This window comes from Vibrio sp. 1580, assembly GCF_033340055.1.
Genome location: NZ_JAWOVT010000009.1, coordinates 137406 through 160467, shown reverse-complemented (window position 1 = coordinate 160467; position 23062 = coordinate 137406). Strand labels below are relative to the sequence as shown.

The following is a 23062-nucleotide window of genomic DNA, read 5'->3' as shown; positions in this document are numbered from 1 at the left end:
AATTTAAAGTTGGCATTGCATTTGCTCTTTACTATTCGAACCTTCAATGGAACTTATATTAGGAGAACGAAATGAAAAGCAATGTTGTTACTTTGATTAGCCTTTTTTCTTTAGCAACGTTTAGTACTTTATCACATGCTGCGGACTCCAACGATCATGGTGTGTATGTTGGCGCCAACTACGGTTACTTAAAAGTTGATGGACAAGATGACTTTGATGATGACAGCGATGTTATTCAAGGTTTAGTTGGTTACCGTTTTAATCCTTACTTAGCGTTGGAGGGTGGTTACATTGATTTCGGTAGCTATGGTAATAACCTAGCAAATGCCGAAACGGACGGCTATACCGCGGCTCTAAAAGTTACCGCTCCCATTGCTGATCGTGTCGACCTTTACGCAAAAGGCGGTCAAATGTGGTACTCGACGGATTACAACGTTGCGGGCTTCCAAGGCAACAAAGATGATGAAGGTGTATTCGCTGGTGCCGGTGTGGGTTTTAAAGTTACTGATAACTTCTTAGTTAACGCAGAATATATGTGGTACGACGTAGAACTCAATGCGGAGAATGTCGCGAACGGTGCAAACACGGAAACAGACTTTAACCAAGCATCACTAGGTGTGGAATATAGATTTTAATATTGTTAACAACTCTAAGCCCTAATAAAAAGCGAAGCCTAAATAGCTTCGCTTTTTCTGAACTCAATCTAGTTGAGGATAATAGAGCGGTTTTTAGAATAATTGTTCGTGCCTTTTACTGTCACTCTACTATATTTAGAGCATTTCTAACATGACTATCTAACCTTCTTACTAGTCTCGAAAAACAAAGTTTTATCACTCTATAAGTAATACTCGATAGGTCGATCGCTGCGCTACCTGACATTACATTCATGTGACCTAAAATACCGCGAACGTGTTCTGTATACTCGTTTTTTAGTTTTGAGATGTACGCCATAGCTTTAGCTAGTTGATCCCAAGCAGTAAGGCCTACAGTTGCTATTTGTTGTATTATATGACCCAGACCTGAAATTCTTAATAAGGTCAAAATTGAAGAGACTATTTTACTTACCCAACCATCAGTCATCCGAGCATTATATCTATTGTTGAAGTCAAGAAATACGTTGCGTTCTAGATAAGTTTAAGGCTTAGATTGTAGTGCCGATCACTCATTACTTGTAGCGTTATTGACATAACCCGGAACAGATTTTTTCCTAGTCCATGAGCGTGGAAGTCGATACCAGAACCTCCTTCTAACCGATACTCAATGCCCCCGTGAATGAATGGCCAAAGAGGAGACATAGGAACTGGAGTTGCATCATGAGTGCATTATTTAATTTCCATACAAGTCAGAGTCTATATAACCAAATAAGTTACATTGGCTGTTCACGTAGTAGTCATCGTTTTCTTCATCATCAATTGAAAAAGCAAAGTACTTAAGAGGGTTCTCAGTGTCACAAGCAAGGTTAGCCATGTTATTTTTTACGTAATCCTCTATTTTATAACCATCAAAGCTTCCTTCCCAAATAATAGTACTTTCATCATTGCTGAGTTCTGCGACTAAAACAATAGTTACATAGCGATCAATGAGAGGAGTGCTTATGACGTCTTTATTTTCATAGACTGGAGAAAACTCAAAGCGACCAGTACTGTCTGTGAATGTTGATAAGTCTATTGATTTCCCTGACATGCTTAAACCAATACTAAGGCTAACCTTTAGGCTACTAAGTGGTTTTCCTTTCTTTGTTAACACACCATTGATTTGCGGTGTGTATTGATTAACGTGTTCGTCATTCAATTTACTTTCTTCAAAATTCATTACAATGCTCACTAATATGACTGTAATAATTCCAGCAACTTAATTTTTCACAACAATATTTTCATTTTGAAATTTAAAAATCTATATATGTTGTGTTTCTGTTCAATATCTAAGGTTAACTTTGTGATTAGAGTTACATTATTTTTTGTAACTACTGTTTGTAGTCATTACATCTATAGAGTTGTAATGAAACAAGCGAGTAGGGACTAACAATGAATACATCAATCAATTCATCGAGGGAGATGAGTATAGACTTTAGACTTAGATCTAGTTATCTCTTAGAAAGGATAGGTAAGCAGAAGACTTTTAAGTTGCAGGGCTTTTAGTACCATGCTTTCTGCCTTTTTGATTAGTACTTATGAACTTCTTGTTTACTGATTAATACTCAACGAGTTTGTAAACCTACATGGGCCAAAGGTATGCGGTAATCCATGTAGTAAGATTTCAGAAAGCATGAATGTTTGAAAAAAGAGACTATTTTAGTTGATACAAAAAAGGCCACCCGAAGGTGGCCTTTTCCAAACGTTTGGTGGAGCTGGCGGGATTCGAGAGTTCGTCGCCTTTCCCTCTGTAAGTCTCTGATATACAAGGAGGGTACACCAGTGGTTTACTCGAAATGTAGCACACCTTGTAGAACACTGCTAGTTCAGTTCCCCACTTGGGAGTTGAAATGAGATGTGAGCTTTAGAGAATGGAGTGATTGACTGGTTGGTTTTGGTGATGGATAGCTGAGGGGTTCATTTCAAATGTCAACTGAAATACATGGGTGGCATCAAAATATGGAACTGATATCGTATGCATTTGGTTGTGTTTTGATTATGCTGGTCGTTCCTAAGATGTGCAAAAAGGAATCAGCATGGTACAGAGAGATTATAGAAACAAAAGGTTGCTTTACCACTTTACCGCTTTGGATAATTTGGAAAGTATCCTTGAGCAAGGATTGCTTCCAAGACGTGATGTCCGGGGATTCCGTGATGTTGCAGACCCTGAAATTTTGGCGAATAGAGCACTACACGGATTGGATGAAATGGTCCCTTTTCATTTCTTTTGTGATAATCCTTTCGATGGTAGGGTCTACATTAACCACCCCAGAACAGATTTTATCTACATCACAGTATTAAGGGATTATGCTCGCGAAAATGGGTGGACAATATCTCCGAGGCATCCACTAAATGGTAACTTCAACTTACTGGATTATGACGAAGGTATGGAAGCTATTAATTGGGATTTAATGGGGCAAAGAAATTATCGCGATGATGAGTGTCGAAGTGTTTGTATGGCAGAATGCTTATCTCCGATAGTTGTCAGTCCAGCCCATTTTAGCCAAATTTACGTAGCCACAGAAGATGTTAAAGAGTCAGTGGAAGCTTTACTCAGAGACTTCAATATTCGGATTTATGTGACCGTTAACGAAAGAATGTTTCCCAGAAGACGCTAATTCGGCCTCAATTACAGTGGTCTAGCATACTCAACTTGGGAGCCATTGTTCTTCTATTAGACGCGCAAATGCTCCCTTTATAAGCCCCTCAGAAACTCCTGTTTGTCTAGACATTAACTCTAATGTCAAAGGCACAATTTCTTCTTTATTTCGTTCGAAATTATTCTCAATATTCGCGGTCCATAGAGCTGTGGATAGTATTGCCATGCCTTCTTTGGATTCATAGCCTGATATCAGACTCTCAACTTCTGCTATTTGCTTTTTCTGTCTGGTTTCAGCGCCTATTAATTGATTGGCTTCTGCTAAGACTTTAGGTTCTAAGGTAATATAAGTCTTGTCTAGAGGTTTGTTTATTCCCGATATATAAAGCAGACTTCCATCCATTGTTTTCAAAGCATCATGCAGAACAAGTGAAAATGGAACATCTCTAAACTCATTAAAATCGAGTTTGTTAAGGACCAGACCTCTGTATCTTAGTAGGTAAACCAAAGACTGCGCTTCTAGCTCAGTTAGCTGTTTCTTCTTTGAAGCTCGCATATAACTATTAAACGCAAAGAGTAGCGCTGCACGACCAGCAGTAAGACTAAGTTTTTTAGATGTCGGAGGTTGGTTATTTGGGGCATATACTCTCCATTCAACGTCCTCTACTTCTCCCAGAATATCTACGATTAGTCGTTCGACTTGACTCCATGGCAAGCCGCCCAGACCGCTTCCCAAAGCTGGTAGAGCGATAGTCGCGATATTATGCTGCTTCACCACTTCAACTAAGTCTTTCAAGCCTTCTTCGATATACTCGATTTTAGACTTTCCTCGCCAGTGGGCTTTTGTGGGAAAGTTAAGAATAAAGTTAGGAGTCGACCTTTCAGTTACTTTATATGTGAAGACCTTACCTACAGTCAGCTCCTTGTTTTCACAGGCCTTTCTATATGAGATAAAGTTTTCAGGGAACTTCTCTTTAAACTGATAAGCCAAGCCTTTACCCATAACTCCAACAGTATTGACAGCATTGACGAGTGCATCGGCACTGTCATTAAGCAGGTCGCCTTTTACATATACAATCATTGAAAATAGTTACCAAAGGTTAGAAAGCATTGATATTCAAATACAAATAGCAATCAACAAGAATCGTGCTGGAAGATTAACACCTGACATTCTACTTGTTAATGAGAATGTTGGCTTGTTCAATCAACCTTAAATGAGATCTGTTTGTACATTTAGGTGAATATCATATGTAGCAGTCTACTTAAGGCTCGTTTTCTGCGAGGGGACTACTCTGAATTATTTATGCATAAAATTTGGAGGCATCTTTATACATATATACTTTGGGCTTTCCCCCCATACCCTTTTTAGTTTGGTAAGTAGGAAGGTTTTTGGTTTGTTTAAGCTATCAGAAAAACTAGAGCTTGAAGTTTGCAAAAGCATGTTTAATCCAGTCGGAAAAAGTTATAGATAAGACCTTTGAATGCATTAGGTTATGCCCAAATGCATACACTCTAAGGGTGTTATTTTTGTGTGTTTTAGGTGTTGACTTGTCGATATGCATACAATAAGTTAAGCACACGGCAACCTAAAGCACTCGTTCGAGGTATGACAATGACAACTCAATCCAATGACAGTAACTCAATGGTCTTTGCTTATGTCCGTGTGTCGACTAAGGAGCAGAACGTGGACAGCCAATTGAGTGACATCTCAAAGCTTTACCCTGATGCGGAGATTACGACAGAGAAAGTGTCGGGTACTGTGCCAGCTAAAGAGAGGGCAGGGCTATCGGTTCTTCTTGGTAAGCTACGTAAAGGAGATACTCTAGTCGTATGGTGGGTTGACCGTTTAGGGCGTGACTATCGAGACGCTGAATCGACTATACGTGAGCTTCTCGACAGGGGTGTGTGCATTAAGACTATCAACCAAGGTCTGACGTTCTCATACTCAAGCAAAGATGATGACATGCAGAACATGGTCACTGACATCCAGATTACCATGCTCACGGCTATGGCTGCGGCAGAGCGTAAGAATCGCTTAGCGTCGGCTGAGGCTGGAAGACAAGCGCTTAAAGCTAACCCTGCGAAGTGGGCTGAGAAGTTCCAAGGACGCAAAGCTAATACCAAGCAGCATCAGCGTATCATTGAGTTGTTACTTGAGGGAAAGTCTATCCGTGGTGTCGCTCAGGAGCTTGGCTGTAATGCAAGTACCGTACAGAGAGTGAAGAAGAAGGCGGTTGAAGCTGGCACCGTGTTCTAAGTGTCGGCTGATTGAACAATAAGTACTCACTTAGCAAGCTCTTGCGTGACCATATTCAATTTATTGCACTCACTAGTGACTACACATAACACAACCAAGTTGAGTTTCGGTATCTTTAGCTCACCTTAAGCACAAAGGAGCATTGATATGAACGACGTCTTAACTATTAAAGCCTCTAATCATCTTGATACTCAAACGCTGCTTACAACGCAAGACTCGCAGCTGCACCAAGAGGTGTGGGGGCATGTTAAAGCGTTAGTAGAGCTTGGTGTCTTTGAGGACGCTACAAATGGCATTGAGAATGTCTTAGCGCCTTACATGGCAGAGGTTAACGCCGAGCTTATCTAGGTCACTTGGGCGGGTGCAACGCCTGCCCTTGTCTGTTTTAGTTAGGTCAAACCATCGAGGTATCAACGCTCTCATCCCCTGCCTTTACGCTCTCTTTGAGTCTCAACGCAATGCCAATCGAATTACGACTGCCTATAGGGCGCAGCCCGATACGGTGAGGTTGTAAGCTGGTTTAACTAGGGAATGTCACACTAAAAGGGATGTAAGTGTTATTTAGATGTAAAGACGCTAAGTGACTGAAATTAATTTATTTCCCCTTTTTTGTGTTAATAACCTGTAATTACGACTGCCTATAAGAACAAACCCAATGCGGACTGTAGCCGCCAAACCACAGCAAGAAGTCACACATCAGAGTCACGCACTGAGTGGGCTTCAAGGCCATCACCTCGTAACCTCTCGGCTTCATAGAGAGTGAGTCTTAATGCCTTGGGCAAGCAGAGAGACAAAGAGCAATACATGCACCAGACGCAAAGCTTAAGAGTTCTCTTTAAGGGAAGCTTTAAGCTTGTAAGACGTGCTGGTGTAGGGCGTGGATACTTAAAGTCTGTCTTAAAGACTATCTTAAAGACGTGATTGTAGTTATTAACAATAACAATCACTTACTTAAAGTAGAGCTTAAAGTAGCTCTAAGACAGACTTAAAGTTCTGTGTCTTAACTCTCAATCATCCTTCCTTCAGCCTAGCTCTAAGTAACTACTCAATGCCTTTCTTATATATGTTGCAGTCTTGCAGGATTGTTCTGTAATTGATTGTTTTTAAAGGACTTGATATGACGTATGTAAACAACTCAAAGCTGAAAGATAAGCTTGCTTGTGCACTTGAGTACTCAGACCTTAGTCGTCGCCAGATGGCCGTCTTTGATAACGCCTGTCGTTTGTCTGGGGTAGGTCGAGGGCTGTCTAGAAGCCGAATCTTTCGATTGCTTCAGACGCTCGATACACTTACCTATGACAGTCTTGAAAGGCGTCTTAATGTCAGTCTCAAAGCACTAAGCCGCGAGTCGTATTCAAAGCGCACCATTGCGTTGTACTTATCTGTTTGCCGTAAGGTAGCGTCTCAGTTAGCACAAATGTATGGGATACCTCGTCATGAGACAACAATCCCTGAAAGTGAGTCTCAATACAGGCTCAGTGTTAGCGACAAGCGAGTCTTTACTGTTGCTGAACGAATGCTACCGAAAGGGGCAAAGTATCTTATCGTGTCGATGTCGACGCTTGAAGAAGCTCTAAGGCTCAAGCCTCGTACTATTCGAGAGTCGCTAAAGCGGCTTGACCACCACGGCTATATCGTGTGTTTAGGTGGTGATGAAGGTGCGAACTACAGCATTACCTTTAAACGCTCGATACATGCCACATCAGCGCTATCACTCCAAGCTGCCTGATTAACCCTCAGATCTCCACAACCCACAATAGGCCACCACAAGGTCTACTTCACTTCAAACCCAACGCTTAACCGCAAAGCCATGCTGTCAGCTAGTCACTACGAGTCTTTCGTTGGTGTAGTTGGCTATGTGGGGCTTTCGGTGTGGCTTTACGATTAAGGACTCAATATGAATACACAACTTCAAACGACACATCTATTACACAACGCTCAGCACCCACTAAGTATCTATTGCGATGGTTCAGCACCAGACAATCAGCACGGGTGTCTTCAAGGGGGTGTTGGTGTCGCTGTTTACGACGCTCTTGGACATTGCATTCAGGAGTTCTCATCCTCCGTTCGCAGTGCTGGTGGTGTCACCAGTCAAAGGGCTGAGCTTCTGGCTCTCATCATTGCCTTACTTGTAGCAGGTGAGGGGGACAATGTCTTTAGTGACAGTCAGTACTGTGTGCGGGGCTTCAATGAATGGCTTGATAGCTGGAAGCGTAACGCTTGGCGCAACTCAAGCAAGAAGCCTGTCGCTAATCAGGACTTATGGATGCTGATAGATGAGCTTAAAGCTATTCGTCCACGTGTTAGCGTTGAGCACGTAGCTGGTCACTCTGGCGTCAAAGGTAATGAGCATTCAGACTGCTTAGCGAGACAAGCAGCCGAAGGTAAAATGTAAAATGAAAGGTAACACTTGGGTAGACGTCAGGTGTTACCTTTTAATTTGTACTAGTTAGGTAGTACATAGGGCTTTATGTCGAAGTCGAACGTAATGTTGTCCAATATAGGAGCTAATGCTGATGCGACATAAGCTTTACCATACCGTCCAAACGTTTCACTTCCGTCCCCATGACCCACATAGGCTGCTGCATGACTGCGGGATACGCCTGATTGCTTCAGGGCGTTGATGAAAGTGTGCCTGAAAGAATGGTAAGCCTTATGTTCGTTCTTGGCGTTAGGCAGCACTTTGTCACGGAAGCGAGCAAACCATTTGGATGGTGCTTGTCCATACCCATCTCTTCCTCTCTTAAGCTCAGGAAAGACGCGCTCATGAGTGAGGTTCTGTACGTAGTCAACGAACCCTAGTTCAATTAATTTAGGGTGCAGTGGAATAGTGCGAATTGAACTCATATTCTTGGTTTTCTGGTCTTCTTGAGTATTGGTGATGGTCATAGTCCAAAGTCCGCTCTCATCATCTCTACGAACGTCACATACATGCAACTGACACAACTCGTTGAGACGAGCACCTGTATAAAGCCCTAGTACAGGTAGCCAGTAATAGTGTGGGTGTTTACTCTCACCTCCTTGGAAGTATGGATGCTGAAATAGGGTCTTTAAGTCAGACTCAGTGAACGCGCTACGCTCATCAGATGCCTTTTTCTTGGTCTTTACTTTGAGTCCTTTAAAGGCATTCTTGGACGCGTACTCATTCAACACGCACCAGTCGAAGAATGAGCTAACACCAGTCATTGTGTCATTTGCTGTGCTCACTGCCATCGGTGTCGGTTTGAGAGCAATGACATCATCAACAGGTAAGCCCTTAAAGCTCGACACTTTGTTGAGGTTCGCTGGTAACTGCAAGAGTTTATCCTTGAACATCAAAGCATCAGCACGCTTGAGAGAGTCAATAGGACGGTCGCCCAAGATGTATAGCATGAGTCGCATACGAGCCTTGTAGCTTTCAAAGGTCTTGGGTTGCATGTTGTCTTTTTCTCTATCCTTGAGGTAAAGCTCTACGCATTCAGATAACAGCAAGCTTTGATGTTCGCTCTCCGTAGGAGCTTGCGTTCCCCTTAGCTCATGAAGGTAGGTATCAGACGCATTAGGTAACTCAAGACGCTCTGCCATCACATCTGTGAGCTGAGTAGTTAATGAGGATAATCCTTGTATCGACTTTCTACAGCTCTCGATGACAAGTTGTCTTTGAGTTTCAAATGGTTGCTCTACAAAGTACTCGTAGTGCTCTGACTCCATCGCACCCTCAATGATACGCCATGAGCGCGAAAGCTTGGCGTCATACTCACTCAATCTATTTTCGGCAAGGTCGCACATTAGTTCGCATAAATCATCTCTCATTGCCTCAATACCCGTAAAGACGCTCTCACGCTCCTTTAGTGGCGCAGTAAAGACTTGTGCGTGTAGTAAGCTCTGAGTTCCTACTAGGTTGCCAGACGTCGCTTGAGTGATTTCTTTGTGTTGAGCTTGGCTAGCTTTGACGTCAACGAGCACCTCAAGTGGGTTACTTGCGTAGCCTTTAGGTTTGCTTGTCGTTGTTGCGAGAGTCTCATGCTGCGCAAATAGGACGTCATGCTCTACAGATAGCTGACGCGCTCTAACACGAGCCTCTGCGACAGACTTGGTGCGCAGTGAGATTTTGATGGACTTTTTGTTGCCAAAGAATGGCTGAGAATGGGTTGGGATACGGCGTTGATAGTACCAGTTACCGTTTGCCCGTTGTGTCATGTGCAAAGTGTCATCTCCGTCCATATGTAGAACAGGATGTACCTCAATTTCTCTTTTCATAGGCATATATAAAAAGAAAGCCCCTGAAAAATCAGAGGCTTACATGATGTTTGGTGGAGCTGGCGGGAGTTGAACCCGCGTCCGAAAACCGTTCATCATTGGTACTACATGCTTAGTCGATCTTTAATTTCGCCACCCACCTGCGAACCGACACGCTAATGAATGACTAGCCTGAATTAAAATTCGCCGTTCATCTCTCAGGCGGGAGAATCCGGGCTAGCGCGTTTGGGTTTGATCCCTCGTTGATCCCCGTCTTACGTGCGGAAGCTAGGGCGAGAGAGCTCTTAGCAGGTTATTAAGCTGCTAGTGCGTAGTTTTCGTCGTTTGCGACTATTTTTTTGCGGTTTGTTAACGAGGCCTACCGCACCTCGGCATGCACCTCAGACTTCTGAATTCCCGTCGAATCCTAAATCAGCCCCAGGTAATATTCGCATAGTAACAGAAAAGCATTGGCTGTCCAGTACTATGCGTTTAAGTGGTCAAGATTAACGCAGCGCGCTCTTCATTACGCGTGCTTTTTCTCTTGCCCAGTCTTTTTCTTTTAGATCCGTACGTTTATCGTGCAGCTTTTTACCTTTTGCTACGCCAATTTTTAGTTTCACCCAAGAGCGAGACCAGTACAGTGAGAGGGCCGTTAATGTCATACCTTCACGGTTTACACGTCCGAATAGATTATCCAGCTCACGACGACTCATTAGTAGTTTACGCACACGTGTAGGATTCGCCACAACGTGTGTCGATGCCTGATTTAAAGGAGTGATTGTCATGCCACTCACAAAGGCTTCACCGTCACGCATAAATACGTAACTTTCAGAAATATTGGCTTTACCTTGGCGAAGGGCTTTCACTTCCCAACCTTGGAGCTCCAAGCCAGCTTCGACTTCATCATCGATGAAATACTCGTGGCGAGCTTTTTTATTCAGCGCGATAGTATTGCTACCCGCTTTTTGTTTCGTTTTTTTCTTTGCCATAATAGCGTCATTATACGGGTTGGATATCGGATAGGAAATCCTTTTATTTGCGCAATCGTGGAATAAAAGTAAAATTGGCGAGTAGCTTTAAATCTGTACATGTATCGATAGGAGTATGTATGAAGCAAGTCAGCCGTTCTGCGCTTGTGTCTTTTAGCGCCGAACAGATGTTCAATCTGGTTAATGATGTTGCTAAATACCCTGAATTTCTGCCTGGTTGCTCGGGCTCTAGAATCATTGAGTCTTCGGGGAATGGTATGGTGGCTTCTGTCGATGTGGCGAAGGCTGGAATCAGCAAAACGTTTACGACTTCAAATGAGTTGATCCCCGGTCAGGCAATTATGATGAACTTGGTGGATGGCCCGTTTAAGACGTTGCGTGGTGGTTGGATTTTTACCGCGCTAGATGAACAAGCTTGCAAGGTTGAACTAAAGCTTGAGTTTGAATTCTCAAGTAAAATGATTGAGATGGCCTTCGGTAAGATTTTTAACGAGCTTACTAGTAATATGGTAAATGCATTTACTAAACGCGCAAAACAGGTCTACGAGTGTTATGAGTATTGAGTCAGATATGATTCACGTTGAGGTTGTCTATGCTCTTCCTCATGAACAGCGTGTATTTAACTTAGTGGTAAATAATCACGCAACGGTAGAAGAGATCATTCGACAATCCGGTGTATTGGAGTTGTACCCTGAAATTGATTTGTCCAAGAACAAAGTGGGTGTGTTTAGTCGTAACGTGAAGTTGGATGCGACCGTTCGAGATCGAGACCGAATAGAGATTTATCGTCCGTTACTCGCCGATCCGAAAGAGATTCGCCGTAAAAGGGCGGAGCAGGCTAAAGCCGAGGGAAGTGCAGACCCAGTCACCGGTGGCAAGCCTAGTACTGTACGTAAAAATAAGCAGGATTAATATAAACCCAATAGCTCATGTGAGTTACTCAAAGTTTGACTAACGTGATTTCTATATAATAAAAAACCTCCCAAACGGGAGGTTTTTTTGCAAAAGTCAGTTTACTGAATTTGCTCGTAAAATGCGTCACTTTTTGGAAAGTCACCACTGATGTCTGCGAGTGTGCCTTGGTCATTAAAGTTTACAATCAGATCTTTCTGTACTGGTTCGCCATGGCCAGGAGTATGATGATAGATGTAATACCAAGTGTTTGGATAGCCGTTTTCAATAAGCATTGGCGACCCTAATACGAAGCGAACCTGTGCTTTAGTCATCCCAAACTTTAATTTATCAACCGCACTTTGTTCTACATAGTTGCCTTGGTTGATATCAATACGATAAACCAGTCTTTCCAATACCGAACATCCTGTCAGCAATGTCATTGCTAATGGTACGGCAACTAACCACTTCTTTAATTGCATAATAATTTCTTAGTAACCTTTAAAATACTGCGCTGATAATAAACAAGCTCGACGCAGATGTAAAAAGCTATGCGTCGTATGGTAGACAATCTGACAACGAATTTTGAGTTGAGTTGCATTTATTCACCGATATTAGGCGGTAAATGTCACCACATGACGTATTAGTTAGGTGACGAAGAGCAAATTTCAATCGGAAGTAGGGTGATGGACGCTTTCAGCGGTGAGCAAAGCCTAGTGACTCGTTAGTCGGTTTTGGCGAATTCGCGTAATGCATCACCTGAAAAACGATAATACTCTTTTTCATGAATTAGTGTTGCACCAATTGAGCGGTAAAACTGACCTGCGGTAGGGTTACTACTTTCAGCTGTCCAGTCCAACCTTTGGCATCTACACTTGATCGCCAAAGATGCCAGATACTTCATTAACTTGAGACCAACCCCTTTTCCTCGAACCTTCGAAGATACGAACAGATCTTTTAAGTACATCTGCCCTGAGAGTTTTGGGGCAGGGAACATGATGGTATAAGATGCAAAGCCTACGACGTCATCATTATCGTAAACCGCAATGATATGAACGCCAGAATGTTCAGAGAAAACTTGGTTCTTTAGATAATGGACCAGATCGTGTTTTGATGAAGCTTTTTCTTTGAAGTAGTAATGTTCTAACTCAATAAAAATAGGGATGAGATCTAAGCAGTTGGTTTTGTGTATTGCTCTGATATCCATTTCTCATCCCTTGTCGATTTATTAAGCGGCGATAAGCAGTTCTTTTGCGTTTGCCAACGTTGAGTCGGTTATTTGACTACCCCCAAGTAAGCGAGCTAATTCTGCCACACGTTGTTGTTCATCTAATGCGTGCATTTGGGTTTCGGTTTGGCCTGCTTTGGTTTGCTTAGCTACAAACATTTGTTGATGGCCGCATCCGGCAACTTGAGGGAGGTGAGTGACACACAATACCTGAGTAGATTCGCCAAGCTTGCGTAGCATTTTGCCCACTACGGCAGCTGTTGGGCCACTAATACCTACGTCCACTTCATCGAAGATTAAACTTGGTGTATCTACTTTCTGAGCGGTGATCACTTGGATCGCTAGAGAGATGCGTGATAGCTCACCGCCTGACGCAACTTTTGCTATAGGTTGTAATGGTTGTCCCGGGTTGGTCGATACTAAGAAGCACACGCTGTCCATGCCAAGCGGCGATGGGTGCGTGTTGTCATTGCTAACTTCGATACTGAATACTGCTTTCTCCATGCTCAATTCGTGCATGCTTTGTGTGATCAGTTTGTTCAGTTCTTTTGCGTAACGGCTGCGTGATTTGTGCAGTTTTTCTGCTTGTGTTAGAAAGCTTTGGTACTTGTGTTCTACTTCTTGAGCAAGTTCATCTAAACGTTCATCGGAGCAATCTAACGCTTCTACTTGGGCCAGAAGATCTTGATGATGCTGGTAGAGTTCTTCTGGCATTACGTGGTGTTTACGAGCTACAGACATCACTTTAGAAAAACGTTCTTCTACATAAGCCATACGAGCTGGATCAACATCGATGCCATCTAAGTAGCTGCGTAATTCATTCTTCGTTTCTTCAAGTTGAATCATTGCTTCTGACAGCATGTTAGGTAGCTCAGATAGCTTTTCATCTAATTCGGCTAATTGAATTAGGGAGTGATTGGCCGATTGCAAAATACCAAGCGCATTGACTTCTTCACCTTCGTAAATAAGTTCGATGGCTTGCTGACAGGTAGTGGCGAGTTCACCACTGTTGGATAGTCGTTTGTGCTCTTGCTCGAGCTCTGCAAATTCTTCTTCACCTAGCGATAACTCATTCAGTTCTTTGATTTGGTATTCAAGCAACTGTTTTTGCGCCTGGTTTTGCTGGCTATTTTCTTTTAGCTGCTTGAGGTTATTATCCGCCTGACGCCAATGCTGGTAAGCACTTCGTGTGCTTTTTAGTAGGTTTAAATGCCCAGCATATTGGTCGAGCATGGCCATTTGGTGCTCACTTCTCATCAATTGATGATGAGCGTGCTGCCCATGGATATTGATAAGTAGCTGCCCTAGAGATTTGAGCTGTGATAGTGGAACAGGGCTGCCATTAATGAAGGCTCTTGAGCGGCCTTCTTTTGTGATAATACGACGCAAAATACACTCACTGCCATCTAGCAGATCGTTATCTTCTAACCAACGTGTTGCATGTAAGTTGTTGTCCAATAAAAAAGCGGCGCTAACTTCGGTTTTCTCTTCACCTTGTCGCACCATGCCGGCATCGGCTCGTCCGCCTAAGCAGAGCCCTAAAGCATCAATAGCAATGGATTTACCCGCGCCTGTTTCACCTGTAATGGTGGTCATGCCCTTAGAAAGCTCGAGTTGTAAAGACTTAACAATCGCAAAATTATTAACACTTAGATGAGCCAGCATTTTATTTACCTGTATAACTGAACAATACTGTATAAGAGAACAGTATATACTGTTTCTTTATACAGTAAAGTCGGGTAAGGAAAATTTTCTTTGTAGGCTGTTTTTTTGTGATGAAGTGGGAAAAATGAGCCGATGTGATTACAACGACTCATTAAAGTTGAACAGGTTACGGACGAGTTGGGTTAATCGTTAGTGGTTCTAGTGTGACGACTGCATTCACACCTGCACCTGGGTGATCCACGTATAAAGTGTCTTGCATTAGAGTGTAGTAAACGTCGACGAAGTCATCATCATTCGTGAGTACACCATCGGGGATAGTGTCGATGATCTTGTTCGTGATTTGCGGAATAATCGCGTAAGCCTGAACTTCTGGATCTGGAATCGCTTTCAATACTTCTTCGGCAACTTGAACAAGGAGTTTTGCCAATTGTTTATAGTCTGTGCCGTCATCTTGCTCCATGAGCACAATGTCTGCCGCACCCCAGCGGTAACGAGACCAGTGAATAATGATCTGATTTGGATAGTAATCTTGGTTATCGTAGTCTAAGTATGGAAGCTCCACCAAATCGAGAGTAGGCTCATCACGACTTGGATTGACGCCCGTTACGATAGCGTAGATTTCTGCCTTGCCAGAGATCCAAGGTTCTTTGTCATCGGCTAGACGGATCTTTTTCAACTGCGTGGTTTGAATTGGAGCCGCTTCGCCCACTGCGCTACTTGACAATAGCGGTGTATTTTGGCGTTGTTCATCAGCAATATATGGTTGAACTAAAGCTGGTTGACCGAGTTTTTTCATCTCAGCTTGCATAGCTTGCAAGCCTGCTTTTAGCTCTGCAGAGCTATTGTTATCAACGACAAGTACAGGTACCTCAGGGAGCTGGTAAACATCGAGTTGATGGATGTTGCCATAAACATCAAATGCTTCGATGTATTGCCAATTCTCATCATCACCACTTGGTTCAAATGCAAATAATGGCTCGACCTCGCCACTTTGCCATGCTGTTATCATGGCTTCATTTGCCAAGCGAACTTCTAACAACTGATCAGAGTATTCAGAAATACCTTTCCAGCTACGAATTTGAGTGTCAGCTTGTACAAGCTGGCGGCTGAACTCTGAGTTAGGGTTTTGCTTAACAAATGCTGATACAGACACGTTAGTCTGTTGCGGAGTAATATCTCTTCTCAGCATGGGTTCAATGGCAGCATAATTCTCACTCAATTGTTGAGCTAGGGCCCGTTTCGTCTTAGTGATATCTTCCGCTTTTGCATTGGACACACTGTTGACTTGCGTTTCCTCTGATTGGCAGCCAATAAGTGCTAATGTACTGAGAACAGACAGAATGATGGTTTTCTTCATAATATGTCCTTTATTGATTGTATGAAATAGAGTTAATACTCTATTCATGGTGAGAATATCACCGGACATAGATCATTGAATTTGCTTTTCTATCTTTTGTGTAAAGTTTGCCCACAGGATCAAAATTTATAAGCTTCTCTTTAATGATGACAAATATCGTGTCGCCTCACTACTTTGTGTCTATTTCTTGTCTAAGAAAGCCAAAAGCCAGTAGCAATTGAGCTGCTGGCTTTTTTATTGAAGTTATTACCCTGAGTAACAAGTGTTAGAACAATTTACTAGACCAGCCAAGCTTATTCCGTAAGACGTGATAGTAGCTGTAGTCTTTTGGATGGATGAGCTTTAGTACATTTGGACTTTGATAGATGTGAATTTCGTCGCCAGGGGTAACTGGAAGTGAGACTTGTCCATCACAGCTAACTTCTTGTGTTCCACGGTTTTCTGGTGATACCACCAATTTAATTCGACGTTTTCCATCAACCACCAAAGGTCGACTCGACAATGTATGCGGGAACATTGGCACGAGTGAAATGGCATTCAAGCTAGGAGAAAGAATTGGGCCGCCGCCAGAAAGTGAATATGCCGTCGAGCCAGTCGGAGTGGAGACAATCAAACCGTCGGCCCGTAAAGAGAAGGCGAAGCTTTCATCTATGTACACTTCAAATTCAATCATATGGGCAATTTGCCCTGGGTGAAGTACGGCTTCGTTTAGCGCAGCGTTATGACTCTTTATTTGTCCGTGGCGGTGTACTTCCGCCTCTAAAAGAAAACGCTCCTCTTCAATATACTCACCGTCGAGTACCGCTTGCAGAGACGCTTGGAAGTCGTCTGGGTTCAAGTCAGTTAAGAAGCCCAGATTTCCACGGTTCACGCCTATAACTGGTACATCAAATCGGGATAAAATTCTTGCTGCACCTAGCATGTTGCCATCGCCACCAACCACAATGGCTAGATCGGCATTTTTTCCTAGTTCAACTAAGCTAGCAAACTGACTCTGTGGGATATCATCCAGTATTGCGGCAAGGCGATCGTCAATGAATACTTTATAGCCCTCAGAGGTCAACCATTGGTACAACTCTTTATGAGTTTGAATTGCTTGTTGATCTCTTGGTTTTCCGATAATCGCGATCACGTTACATGGATTTTTCATAGCATTTCCGCATTAAAGAGGCTTGAATCAGGAATCTTCATCCCCATAATAATGGCAAGTCACCTAAATATGCGAATTTTTATGTGGTTAAAGCCCGCAAAAACGCGCATGGCTTTAAGGGCATTATGTTGAATTCTGGAGATATCATGAGCAACGAAGAAAACAAAGTTACAGAAGAAGAGCTTGATCAAATCATCGAAGAGGCTGAAAAAGTAGAAGCTGAAGCACAAGAAGTTGAAGCTGAGCTTGAAGAGCTTGGTGATGAGACAGACGCTAAGATTGCTCAACTAGAAGCGGCACTATTGTCTAGCGAGGCAAAAGTAAAAGAGCAACAAGATGCGGTGTTGCGTTCTAAAGCTGAAGTAGAAAACATGCGTCGTCGCACTGAGCAAGAGATCGATAAAGCACGTAAGTTTGCGTTGAACAAGTTTGCAGAAGAGCTGCTTCCTGTTATTGATAACCTAGAGCGTGCAATTCAAGCGGCAGATACAGAGAATGAAACTGTGAAGCCGTTCCTAGAAGGCGTTGAACTAACACATAAAACGTTTGTAGACGTTGTGGCGAAATTTGGCTTGAAAGCAATCAACCCTGAAGGTGAAGCATTCAATCCAGAGTTCCATCAAGCGATGTCGATTCAGGAGAGCCCTGATCATGAATCAAACACTGTTATGTTTGTTATGCAAAAAGGTTACGAACTAAACGGCCGTGTGATTCGTCCGGCAATGGTAATGGTTGCTAAGTAACTTTAACTACCTGTTTTTTAAATATAAAAGCGCCCATCATTTTTGATGGGCGCTTTTTTGTTTTAAACATAAATGACTGCATCGAACTTCGTTGTATATCGATAAATGAAAATTTGATCCCCTTCATATTTTTTCCTATTGGTTAATTATTTTCCTATAGGAGATTTTCTCTCATCTCGCTGCGTGTTTATTAACGGAAAGGGCTATAAGTGTTTGTAATCATTCGTTGTGTGAATATTTGTTCTGCATAGGAATGTAAATATAGTCATTTTTTCTAAAACAATGTCGTTAACAAAAATGTAAATTATCACTTTATTTTGTAACTTCGGTGTGTATGATTTGCGACTAATGCTTTAAAAGTAAGCATATATAACTACAAAAATGTAAATAGCAAACACAACATATCGGAGATTTATAATGGATAAATCGCTTTCTAGTAAGATTTTTATAGGCTTGTTTGCCGGCCTTGTGCTGGGGACAGCAATTCAGTACTTATTTAGCGGTATTGCGATTTTTGATACATACCTACTTGGAGCAGCAGAAGGTGTTGGCGGCATGTTCGTCTCACTGATCAAATTGCTTGTTGTTCCTTTAGTTTACGTTTCAATCGTATGCGGCATTGTTGACTTGAAAGACATCAGTGCATTTGGTCGTCTTGGTGGAAAAACTTTTACCCTTTACATTCTTAACACCATCATTGCGATTACGGCGGCTTTGACTGTCGGCTTGATCTTCCAGCCAGGAGCGGGCGCTAATCTAGCAGGAACGGTATCTGAGGCTGTACAGCTGACAACGACAGAGACGCCGGACATTTTCTCTTTAGTTGTTAACATTGTTCCTAGCAATCCTGTACAAGCGTTTGCTAGCGGCGACATGCTGCAAATCATCTTTATGGCAATTTTGACGGGGCTTGCAATTCAAGCTTTGGATTCTCGTGGTGGCCCAGCTATTCGCACATTCAAAATGGCAAATGAAATCATGATGAAATTGGTTGGATTAGTGATGAGTCTTGCACCATATGGTGTGTTCGCACTAATGATTCAACTAGGTGCAACGCTAAACGCCAATACATTAATGTCCGTTGCCGGTTACGTGGCTTTGGTGGTTGCGATGTTGGTGTTCTGGATCTTCTTCTTCTACCCAATGGCAGTGAGTATTGCGACAGGAACTTCTCCAAAGACTTTCCTACGTGCAACTCGTGAGCAGATTCTTTTCTCTCTATCTACCGCGAGCTCAAACGCGACTATCCCGGTAACGATGCGCACACTGACAGAAAAGCTTCAGGTCTCTAAATCGGTTGCTGGCTTCGGTGTACCACTGGGCGCAACGATGAATATGTCTGGTGTGTCTATCTATATTGCTCTAGCAACGATGTTTGTTGCGAACGCTTTTGGCCAGCCAATTAACACCGCAGACATCTTCACACTTGGCTTAACTATTCTTCTGTTATCTATTGGTGCTGGCGGCGTTCCTGGGGGCGGCGTGGTAATGGTAGGCGTTTTGCTTCACCAACTAGGTTTACCACCTGAAGGTTTAGCAATCATTGCAGCGGTCGACCGTATAAATGATATGTTCTGTACATCATCTAACGTTGTCGGCGACACGGCAGTGAACACCATTGTTGCAAAAACAGAAGGTGAGATAGGTAAAGAAGAAGGTGTTGATGCTGAGCCTGCTCAAGCGAACGCCTAATACCTTGAATAATTTATTTTAACCCTAATATTGAAGCGAGCTCTTATGAGCTCGTTTTTTATTTAGGAAGAGTCGGACATAAATAAATTTATCTGGGAAATGACGTTTTGTTGCGCTACAGCAGTGTGACGAGTTCCCAACTAATCAGAAAGAAACACATAAATTTCGAAAAAAGACGCTTTTTTTTAATTCTGCCCTTGAAAAGCATTTTGCCGCCCTTATCTATGTGGCATAGAGAAGCAAACATTGATTATTTTTGTTTGTGAGCAAGGGTTGAAACCCGATTCTCCTCCCCCCACATTGGGGTTATAACCAAACGAAAATAGAATTTATTCGGAGATAGCCAGATGGGTAAAATCATTGGTATTGACTTAGGTACTACTAACTCATGTGTTGCTGTATTAGACGGCGACAAACCACGTGTAATTGAAAACGCAGAGGGCGAACGTACTACTGCATCGGTTATTGCTTACACTGACGGTGAGACGCTAGTAGGTCAACCAGCGAAACGTCAAGCAGTAACTAACCCAGAAAACACGCTATTTGCAATTAAGCGTCTAATCGGTCGTCGTTTTGAAGACGAAGAAGTTCAGCGTGACATCGAAATCATGCCTTACAAAATCGTTAAGGCTGACAACGGTGATGCTTGGGTAGAAGCGAAAGGCCAAAAAATGGCAGCTCCTCAGGTTTCTGCTGAAGTTCTTAAGAAAATGAAGAAAACTGCTGAAGACTTCCTTGGTGAGGAAGTAACTGGCGCAGTTATCACAGTACCTGCTTACTTTAACGATGCTCAGCGTCAAGCGACAAAAGATGCTGGCCGTATCGCAGGTCTAGAAGTTAAACGTATCATCAACGAACCAACAGCAGCTGCGCTAGCTTACGGCCTTGATAAGAAAGGCGGCGATCGCACTATCGCGGTATACGACCTTGGTGGTGGTACATTCGATATTTCAATCATCGAAATCGATGAAGTTGAAGGCGAGAAAACATTCGAAGTTCTAGCAACTAACGGTGATACTCACCTAGGTGGTGAAGACTTTGATAACCGTCTAATCAACTACTTGGTTGATGAGTTCAACAAAGAGCAAGGCATCAACCTTAAGAACGACCCACTAGCAATGCAGCGTGTTAAAGAAGCAGCAGAGAAAGCGAAAATCGAGCTTTCTTCTACTTCTCAAACAGACGTAAACCTACCTTACGTTACTGCAGATGCAACTGGTCCTAAGCACATGAACATTAAAGTGACTCGTGCAAAACTAGAATCTCTAGTTGAAGATCTAGTACAACGCTCTCTTGAGCCATTAAAAGTAGCTCTAGCTGACGCTGACCTATCAGTAAACGACATCACTGACGTAATCCTAGTTGGTGGTCAGACTCGTATGCCAATGGTTCAAGCGAAAGTTGCTGAGTTCTTTGGTAAAGAAGCGCGCCGTGACGTAAACCCTGACGAAGCAGTAGCAATGGGTGCTGCAGTTCAAGGTGGTGTACTTGCTGGTGACGTTAAAGACGTACTACTACTAGACGTAACTCCACTGTCTCTAGGTATCGAGACAATGGGTGGCGTGATGACTAAGTTAGTTGAGAAGAACACAACTATCCCAACTAAAGCGAACCAAGTTTTCTCTACAGCGGAAGACAACCAGAGCGCGGTAACTATCCACGTTCTACAAGGTGAGCGTAAGCAAGCGATGTACAACAAGTCTCTAGGCCAATTTAACCTAGAAGGCATCCAGCCTGCACCACGTGGTATGCCACAAATCGAGGTTACGTTTGACCTTGATGCGGATGGTATCCTACACGTGTCTGCGAAAGACAAGCAGACTGGTAAAGAGCAGAAGATCACTATCCAAGCTTCTGGCGGTCTAAGCGATGAAGACATCGAGAAAATGGTTCAAGAAGCAGAAGCTAACAAAGAAGCGGACAAGAAGTTCGAAGAGCTAGCGACTGCACGTAACCAAGCTGACCAAATGATTCACGGTACTCGTAAGCAAGTAGAAGAAGCTGGTGAAGCGCTACCTGCAGAAGAGAAAGAGAAGATTGAAGCAGCAATTTCTGAGCTAGAAACAGCACGTAAAGGCGAAGACAAAGAAGCTATCGATGCTAAAGTTCAAGCACTAATGACTGCTTCTCAAAAGCTGATGGAAATCGCTCAACAACAAGCTCAAGCGCAGCAAGCACAAGGTGCTGACGCAGGTGCACAGTCTAAAGAAGACGACGTTGTAGATGCTGAGTTCGAAGAAGTTAAAGACGACAAGAAATAATATTTCTTAACCAGATGGCTGCATAGCCATCTGGGGTCGATAAGACTTCGTGTGCGGGCGTTTGGGGCAACTCTTACGCCCGTCTGTTTGTAAACGCTGTCTTTCTAGTTAAGTATGTTGCAGACAAGTGCACTTACCTAGAATGATACAAACACCAAGCGGTGAATCGATGCCGTTTGTAGTAATTAACTGGTGACGAAGAACATGTCAAAACGTGATTTTTACGAAGTATTAGGCGTAAGCCGTGATGCCTCAGAGCGCGATATCAAAAAGGCGTATAAGCGTCTAGCGATGAAATTCCACCCAGACCGAAACCAGGGGGATGATTCTGCGGCGGACAAGTTTAAAGAAGTAAAAGAAGCGTACGAAGTTCTGACCGACCCTCAAAAGAAAGCGGCGTACGACCAATACGGTCATGCTGCTTTTGAACAAGGCGGCGGTGGTTTCGGTGGCGGCGGCTTTGGCGGCGGCGGTGCTGATTTCGGCGACATCTTTGGCGATGTATTCGGTGACATCTTTGGTGGTGGTCGTCGTGGCGGTGGTGGCCACCGTGCCCAGCGAGGTGCTGACCTACGTTACAACATGGAATTGACGCTAGAAGAAGCGGTTCGTGGTGTAACGAAGGAGATCGAAGTACCGACACTAGTACACTGTGATACCTGTGATGGTAGTGGCGCGAAGAAAGGTTCATCTGCTGAAACATGTGGTACCTGTCATGGTCATGGTCAAGTACAGATGCGCCAGGGCTTCTTCGCAGTGCAACAAACCTGTCCTACCTGTCACGGCAAAGGTAAAATCATTAAAGACCCTTGTAATGAGTGTCATGGTCAAGGTCGTAAGCAGAAAACAAAAACACTTAACGTTAAGATCCCAGCAGGTGTTGATACTGGCGACCGTATTCGTCTATCTGGCGAAGGTGAAGCGGGAGAAATGGGAGCACCAGCGGGTGACTTGTATGTACAAGTGCACGTGAAAGAGCACCATATCTTCGAGCGTGATGGCAACAACCTATACTGTGAAGTGCCAGTAAGCTTTGCGATGGCAGCTCTAGGTGGTGAAGTTGAAGTACCAACTCTAGATGGTCGCGTAAGCCTAAAAGTACCTTCAGAAACGCAAACAGGTCGTATGTTCCGCATGCGTGGTAAAGGTGTGAAAGGCGTTCGCGGTGGCGGTATCGGTGACTTGATTGTTAAGTTGGTTGTCGAAACACCAGTAAATCTAAGCTCACGCCAAAAAGAACTGCTCAAAGAGTTTGAAGAATCTTGTGGTGGTGAAGCGGCGACAAAGCACAAGCCTAAATCAGAAGGCTTTTTCAACGGTGTGAAAAAGTTCTTTGATGATTTAACCAGCTAAGACTTTAGTGAAAAGCACAAATAC

21 protein-coding genes and 1 other RNA gene are annotated in these 23062 nt (G+C 43.2%); 12 read left to right on the top strand and 10 right to left on the bottom strand.

Annotated elements, in window-relative coordinates:
* Positions 1–71 precede the first annotated feature (71 nt).
* Complete coding sequence (locus R7093_RS15965) at positions 72–635, top strand: porin family protein (protein ID WP_005381668.1); 564 nt, start codon at positions 72–74, stop codon at positions 633–635.
* 691 nt (positions 636–1326) lie between these two features.
* On the opposite strand, the gene R7093_RS15960 is transcribed toward R7093_RS15965, so the two are convergent.
* Complete coding sequence (locus R7093_RS15960; RefSeq protein WP_053302978.1) at positions 1327–1812, bottom strand: DUF6795 domain-containing protein; 486 nt, start codon at positions 1810–1812, stop codon at positions 1327–1329.
* Between the two features lie 856 nt (positions 1813–2668).
* Between R7093_RS15960 and R7093_RS15955 the strand changes: the two genes are divergently transcribed.
* Positions 2669–3250, top strand: coding sequence for a DarT ssDNA thymidine ADP-ribosyltransferase family protein (locus tag R7093_RS15955; protein WP_025553966.1), 582 nt, complete (start codon positions 2669–2671; stop codon positions 3248–3250).
* Between the two features lie 30 nt (positions 3251–3280).
* Here the strand turns inward: R7093_RS15955 and R7093_RS15950 are convergent, their stop codons facing one another.
* Positions 3281–4312, bottom strand: a complete 1032-nt coding sequence (locus R7093_RS15950; protein WP_116920602.1) for a macro domain-containing protein — start codon at positions 4310–4312, stop codon at positions 3281–3283.
* Positions 4313–4843: 531 nt separating this feature from the next.
* Between R7093_RS15950 and R7093_RS15945 the strand changes: the two genes are divergently transcribed.
* From R7093_RS15945 to R7093_RS15930, 4 genes are all read left to right on the top strand, one after another.
* A complete protein-coding gene (locus R7093_RS15945) occupies positions 4844–5488 on the top strand; it encodes a recombinase family protein (protein WP_025553968.1) in 645 nt (214 codons plus the stop codon).
* 147 nt (positions 5489–5635) lie between these two features.
* On the top strand, positions 5636–5836 hold the full coding sequence (locus R7093_RS15940) for a hypothetical protein (protein ID WP_005479249.1): 201 nt from the start codon (positions 5636–5638) through the stop codon (positions 5834–5836).
* Positions 5837–6605: 769 nt separating this feature from the next.
* Complete coding sequence (locus tag R7093_RS15935) at positions 6606–7217, top strand: hypothetical protein (RefSeq protein WP_029856999.1); 612 nt, start codon at positions 6606–6608, stop codon at positions 7215–7217.
* A 168-nt stretch (positions 7218–7385) separates the two neighbouring features.
* Positions 7386–7883 carry an RNase H family protein gene (locus R7093_RS15930; RefSeq protein WP_258623027.1) on the top strand — a complete coding sequence of 166 codons (498 nt, stop codon included), beginning with the start codon at positions 7386–7388 and terminating at the stop codon, positions 7881–7883.
* 50 nt (positions 7884–7933) lie between these two features.
* Here R7093_RS15930 and R7093_RS15925 read toward each other — a convergent pair whose 3' ends face one another.
* The 3 genes from R7093_RS15925 to smpB all read right to left on the bottom strand — a co-directional run bounded on the left by R7093_RS15925 (position 7934) and on the right by smpB (position 10698).
* Positions 7934–9667 carry a site-specific integrase gene (locus tag R7093_RS15925; protein WP_241771828.1) on the bottom strand — a complete coding sequence of 578 codons (1734 nt, stop codon included), beginning with the start codon at positions 9665–9667 and terminating at the stop codon, positions 7934–7936.
* A 111-nt stretch (positions 9668–9778) separates the two neighbouring features.
* Positions 9779–10146: a transfer-messenger RNA gene (ssrA, locus tag R7093_RS15920) on the bottom strand.
* Positions 10147–10212: 66 nt separating this feature from the next.
* Complete coding sequence (smpB, locus tag R7093_RS15915; protein ID WP_318146733.1) at positions 10213–10698, bottom strand: SsrA-binding protein SmpB; 486 nt, start codon at positions 10696–10698, stop codon at positions 10213–10215.
* Positions 10699–10817: 119 nt separating this feature from the next.
* Between smpB and R7093_RS15910 the strand changes: the two genes are divergently transcribed.
* The gene (locus R7093_RS15910) at positions 10818–11261 is read left to right on the top strand and encodes an SRPBCC family protein (RefSeq protein ID WP_005381641.1); all 444 of its coding nucleotides are present in this window, start codon (positions 10818–10820) and stop codon (positions 11259–11261) included.
* On the top strand, positions 11251–11610 hold the full coding sequence (locus tag R7093_RS15905) for an RnfH family protein (RefSeq protein ID WP_064376794.1): 360 nt from the start codon (positions 11251–11253) through the stop codon (positions 11608–11610). The genes R7093_RS15910 and R7093_RS15905 overlap by 11 nt, the downstream gene beginning before the upstream one ends.
* Before the next feature lie 101 nt (positions 11611–11711).
* Here the strand turns inward: R7093_RS15905 and bamE are convergent, their stop codons facing one another.
* From bamE to nadK, 5 genes are all read right to left on the bottom strand, one after another.
* The gene (bamE, locus tag R7093_RS15900; protein ID WP_017820585.1) at positions 11712–12071 is read right to left on the bottom strand and encodes an outer membrane protein assembly factor BamE; all 360 of its coding nucleotides are present in this window, start codon (positions 12069–12071) and stop codon (positions 11712–11714) included.
* Positions 12072–12313: 242 nt separating this feature from the next.
* Positions 12314–12796 (bottom strand): GNAT family N-acetyltransferase, encoded by a 483-nt coding sequence (locus R7093_RS15895; protein WP_086046555.1) that lies wholly within the window; start codon positions 12794–12796, stop codon positions 12314–12316.
* Between the two features lie 21 nt (positions 12797–12817).
* The gene (recN, locus tag R7093_RS15890) at positions 12818–14482 is read right to left on the bottom strand and encodes a DNA repair protein RecN (RefSeq protein ID WP_047102122.1); all 1665 of its coding nucleotides are present in this window, start codon (positions 14480–14482) and stop codon (positions 12818–12820) included.
* Positions 14483–14648: 166 nt separating this feature from the next.
* Positions 14649–15839: a DUF3103 domain-containing protein gene (locus R7093_RS15885; protein WP_080960088.1), complete on the bottom strand. Its 1191-nt coding sequence runs from the start codon at positions 15837–15839 to the stop codon at positions 14649–14651.
* A 265-nt stretch (positions 15840–16104) separates the two neighbouring features.
* Positions 16105–16989 (bottom strand): NAD(+) kinase, encoded by an 885-nt coding sequence (gene nadK, locus R7093_RS15880; RefSeq protein WP_005381631.1) that lies wholly within the window; start codon positions 16987–16989, stop codon positions 16105–16107.
* 146 nt (positions 16990–17135) lie between these two features.
* On the opposite strand from nadK, the gene grpE reads away from it, so the two are divergent.
* The 4 genes from grpE (at position 17136) to dnaJ (ending at position 23038) form a co-directional block, all read left to right on the top strand.
* Entirely contained in the window at positions 17136–17732 is a 597-nt protein-coding gene (gene grpE / locus R7093_RS15875; protein WP_021034134.1) for a nucleotide exchange factor GrpE, read from the top strand.
* A 417-nt stretch (positions 17733–18149) separates the two neighbouring features.
* Entirely contained in the window at positions 18150–19424 is a 1275-nt protein-coding gene (locus R7093_RS15870) for a dicarboxylate/amino acid:cation symporter (RefSeq protein ID WP_005381625.1), read from the top strand.
* Between the two features lie 347 nt (positions 19425–19771).
* The gene (gene dnaK / locus R7093_RS15865) at positions 19772–21685 is read left to right on the top strand and encodes a molecular chaperone DnaK (protein WP_005381623.1); all 1914 of its coding nucleotides are present in this window, start codon (positions 19772–19774) and stop codon (positions 21683–21685) included.
* Positions 21686–21889: 204 nt separating this feature from the next.
* The gene (gene dnaJ, locus R7093_RS15860; RefSeq protein WP_017635700.1) at positions 21890–23038 is read left to right on the top strand and encodes a molecular chaperone DnaJ; all 1149 of its coding nucleotides are present in this window, start codon (positions 21890–21892) and stop codon (positions 23036–23038) included.
* Positions 23039–23062: the final 24 nt, after the last annotated feature.

Bases quoted from the DNA above. Each gene is read 5' to 3' on its own strand.
- recN (WP_047102122.1), bottom strand. From the start codon at position 14,482: ATGCTGGCTCATCTAAGTGTTAATAATTTTGCGATTGTTAAGTCTTTA.
- R7093_RS15950 (WP_116920602.1), bottom strand. From the start codon at position 4,312: ATGATTGTATATGTAAAAGGCGACCTGCTTAATGACAGTGCCGATGCA.
- R7093_RS15945 (WP_025553968.1), top strand. From the start codon at position 4,844: ATGACAACTCAATCCAATGACAGTAACTCAATGGTCTTTGCTTATGTC.
- R7093_RS15930 (WP_258623027.1), top strand. From the start codon at position 7,386: ATGAATACACAACTTCAAACGACACATCTATTACACAACGCTCAGCAC.
- R7093_RS15905 (WP_064376794.1), top strand. From the start codon at position 11,251: ATGAGTATTGAGTCAGATATGATTCACGTTGAGGTTGTCTATGCTCTT.
- dnaJ (WP_017635700.1), top strand. From the start codon at position 21,890: ATGTCAAAACGTGATTTTTACGAAGTATTAGGCGTAAGCCGTGATGCC.
- bamE (WP_017820585.1), bottom strand. From the start codon at position 12,071: ATGCAATTAAAGAAGTGGTTAGTTGCCGTACCATTAGCAATGACATTG.
- R7093_RS15870 (WP_005381625.1), top strand. From the start codon at position 18,150: ATGGATAAATCGCTTTCTAGTAAGATTTTTATAGGCTTGTTTGCCGGC.
- R7093_RS15955 (WP_025553966.1), top strand. From the start codon at position 2,669: ATGGTACAGAGAGATTATAGAAACAAAAGGTTGCTTTACCACTTTACC.
- R7093_RS15895 (WP_086046555.1), bottom strand. From the start codon at position 12,796: ATGGATATCAGAGCAATACACAAAACCAACTGCTTAGATCTCATCCCT.
- R7093_RS15940 (WP_005479249.1), top strand. From the start codon at position 5,636: ATGAACGACGTCTTAACTATTAAAGCCTCTAATCATCTTGATACTCAA.
- R7093_RS15925 (WP_241771828.1), bottom strand. From the start codon at position 9,667: ATGACACAACGGGCAAACGGTAACTGGTACTATCAACGCCGTATCCCA.
- R7093_RS15965 (WP_005381668.1), top strand. From the start codon at position 72: ATGAAAAGCAATGTTGTTACTTTGATTAGCCTTTTTTCTTTAGCAACG.
- R7093_RS15885 (WP_080960088.1), bottom strand. From the start codon at position 15,839: ATGAAGAAAACCATCATTCTGTCTGTTCTCAGTACATTAGCACTTATT.
- nadK (WP_005381631.1), bottom strand. From the start codon at position 16,989: ATGAAAAATCCATGTAACGTGATCGCGATTATCGGAAAACCAAGAGAT.
- R7093_RS15935 (WP_029856999.1), top strand. From the start codon at position 6,606: ATGACGTATGTAAACAACTCAAAGCTGAAAGATAAGCTTGCTTGTGCA.
- R7093_RS15910 (WP_005381641.1), top strand. From the start codon at position 10,818: ATGAAGCAAGTCAGCCGTTCTGCGCTTGTGTCTTTTAGCGCCGAACAG.
- dnaK (WP_005381623.1), top strand. From the start codon at position 19,772: ATGGGTAAAATCATTGGTATTGACTTAGGTACTACTAACTCATGTGTT.
- smpB (WP_318146733.1), bottom strand. From the start codon at position 10,698: ATGGCAAAGAAAAAAACGAAACAAAAAGCGGGTAGCAATACTATCGCG.
- grpE (WP_021034134.1), top strand. From the start codon at position 17,136: ATGAGCAACGAAGAAAACAAAGTTACAGAAGAAGAGCTTGATCAAATC.
- R7093_RS15960 (WP_053302978.1), bottom strand. From the start codon at position 1,812: ATGAATTTTGAAGAAAGTAAATTGAATGACGAACACGTTAATCAATAC.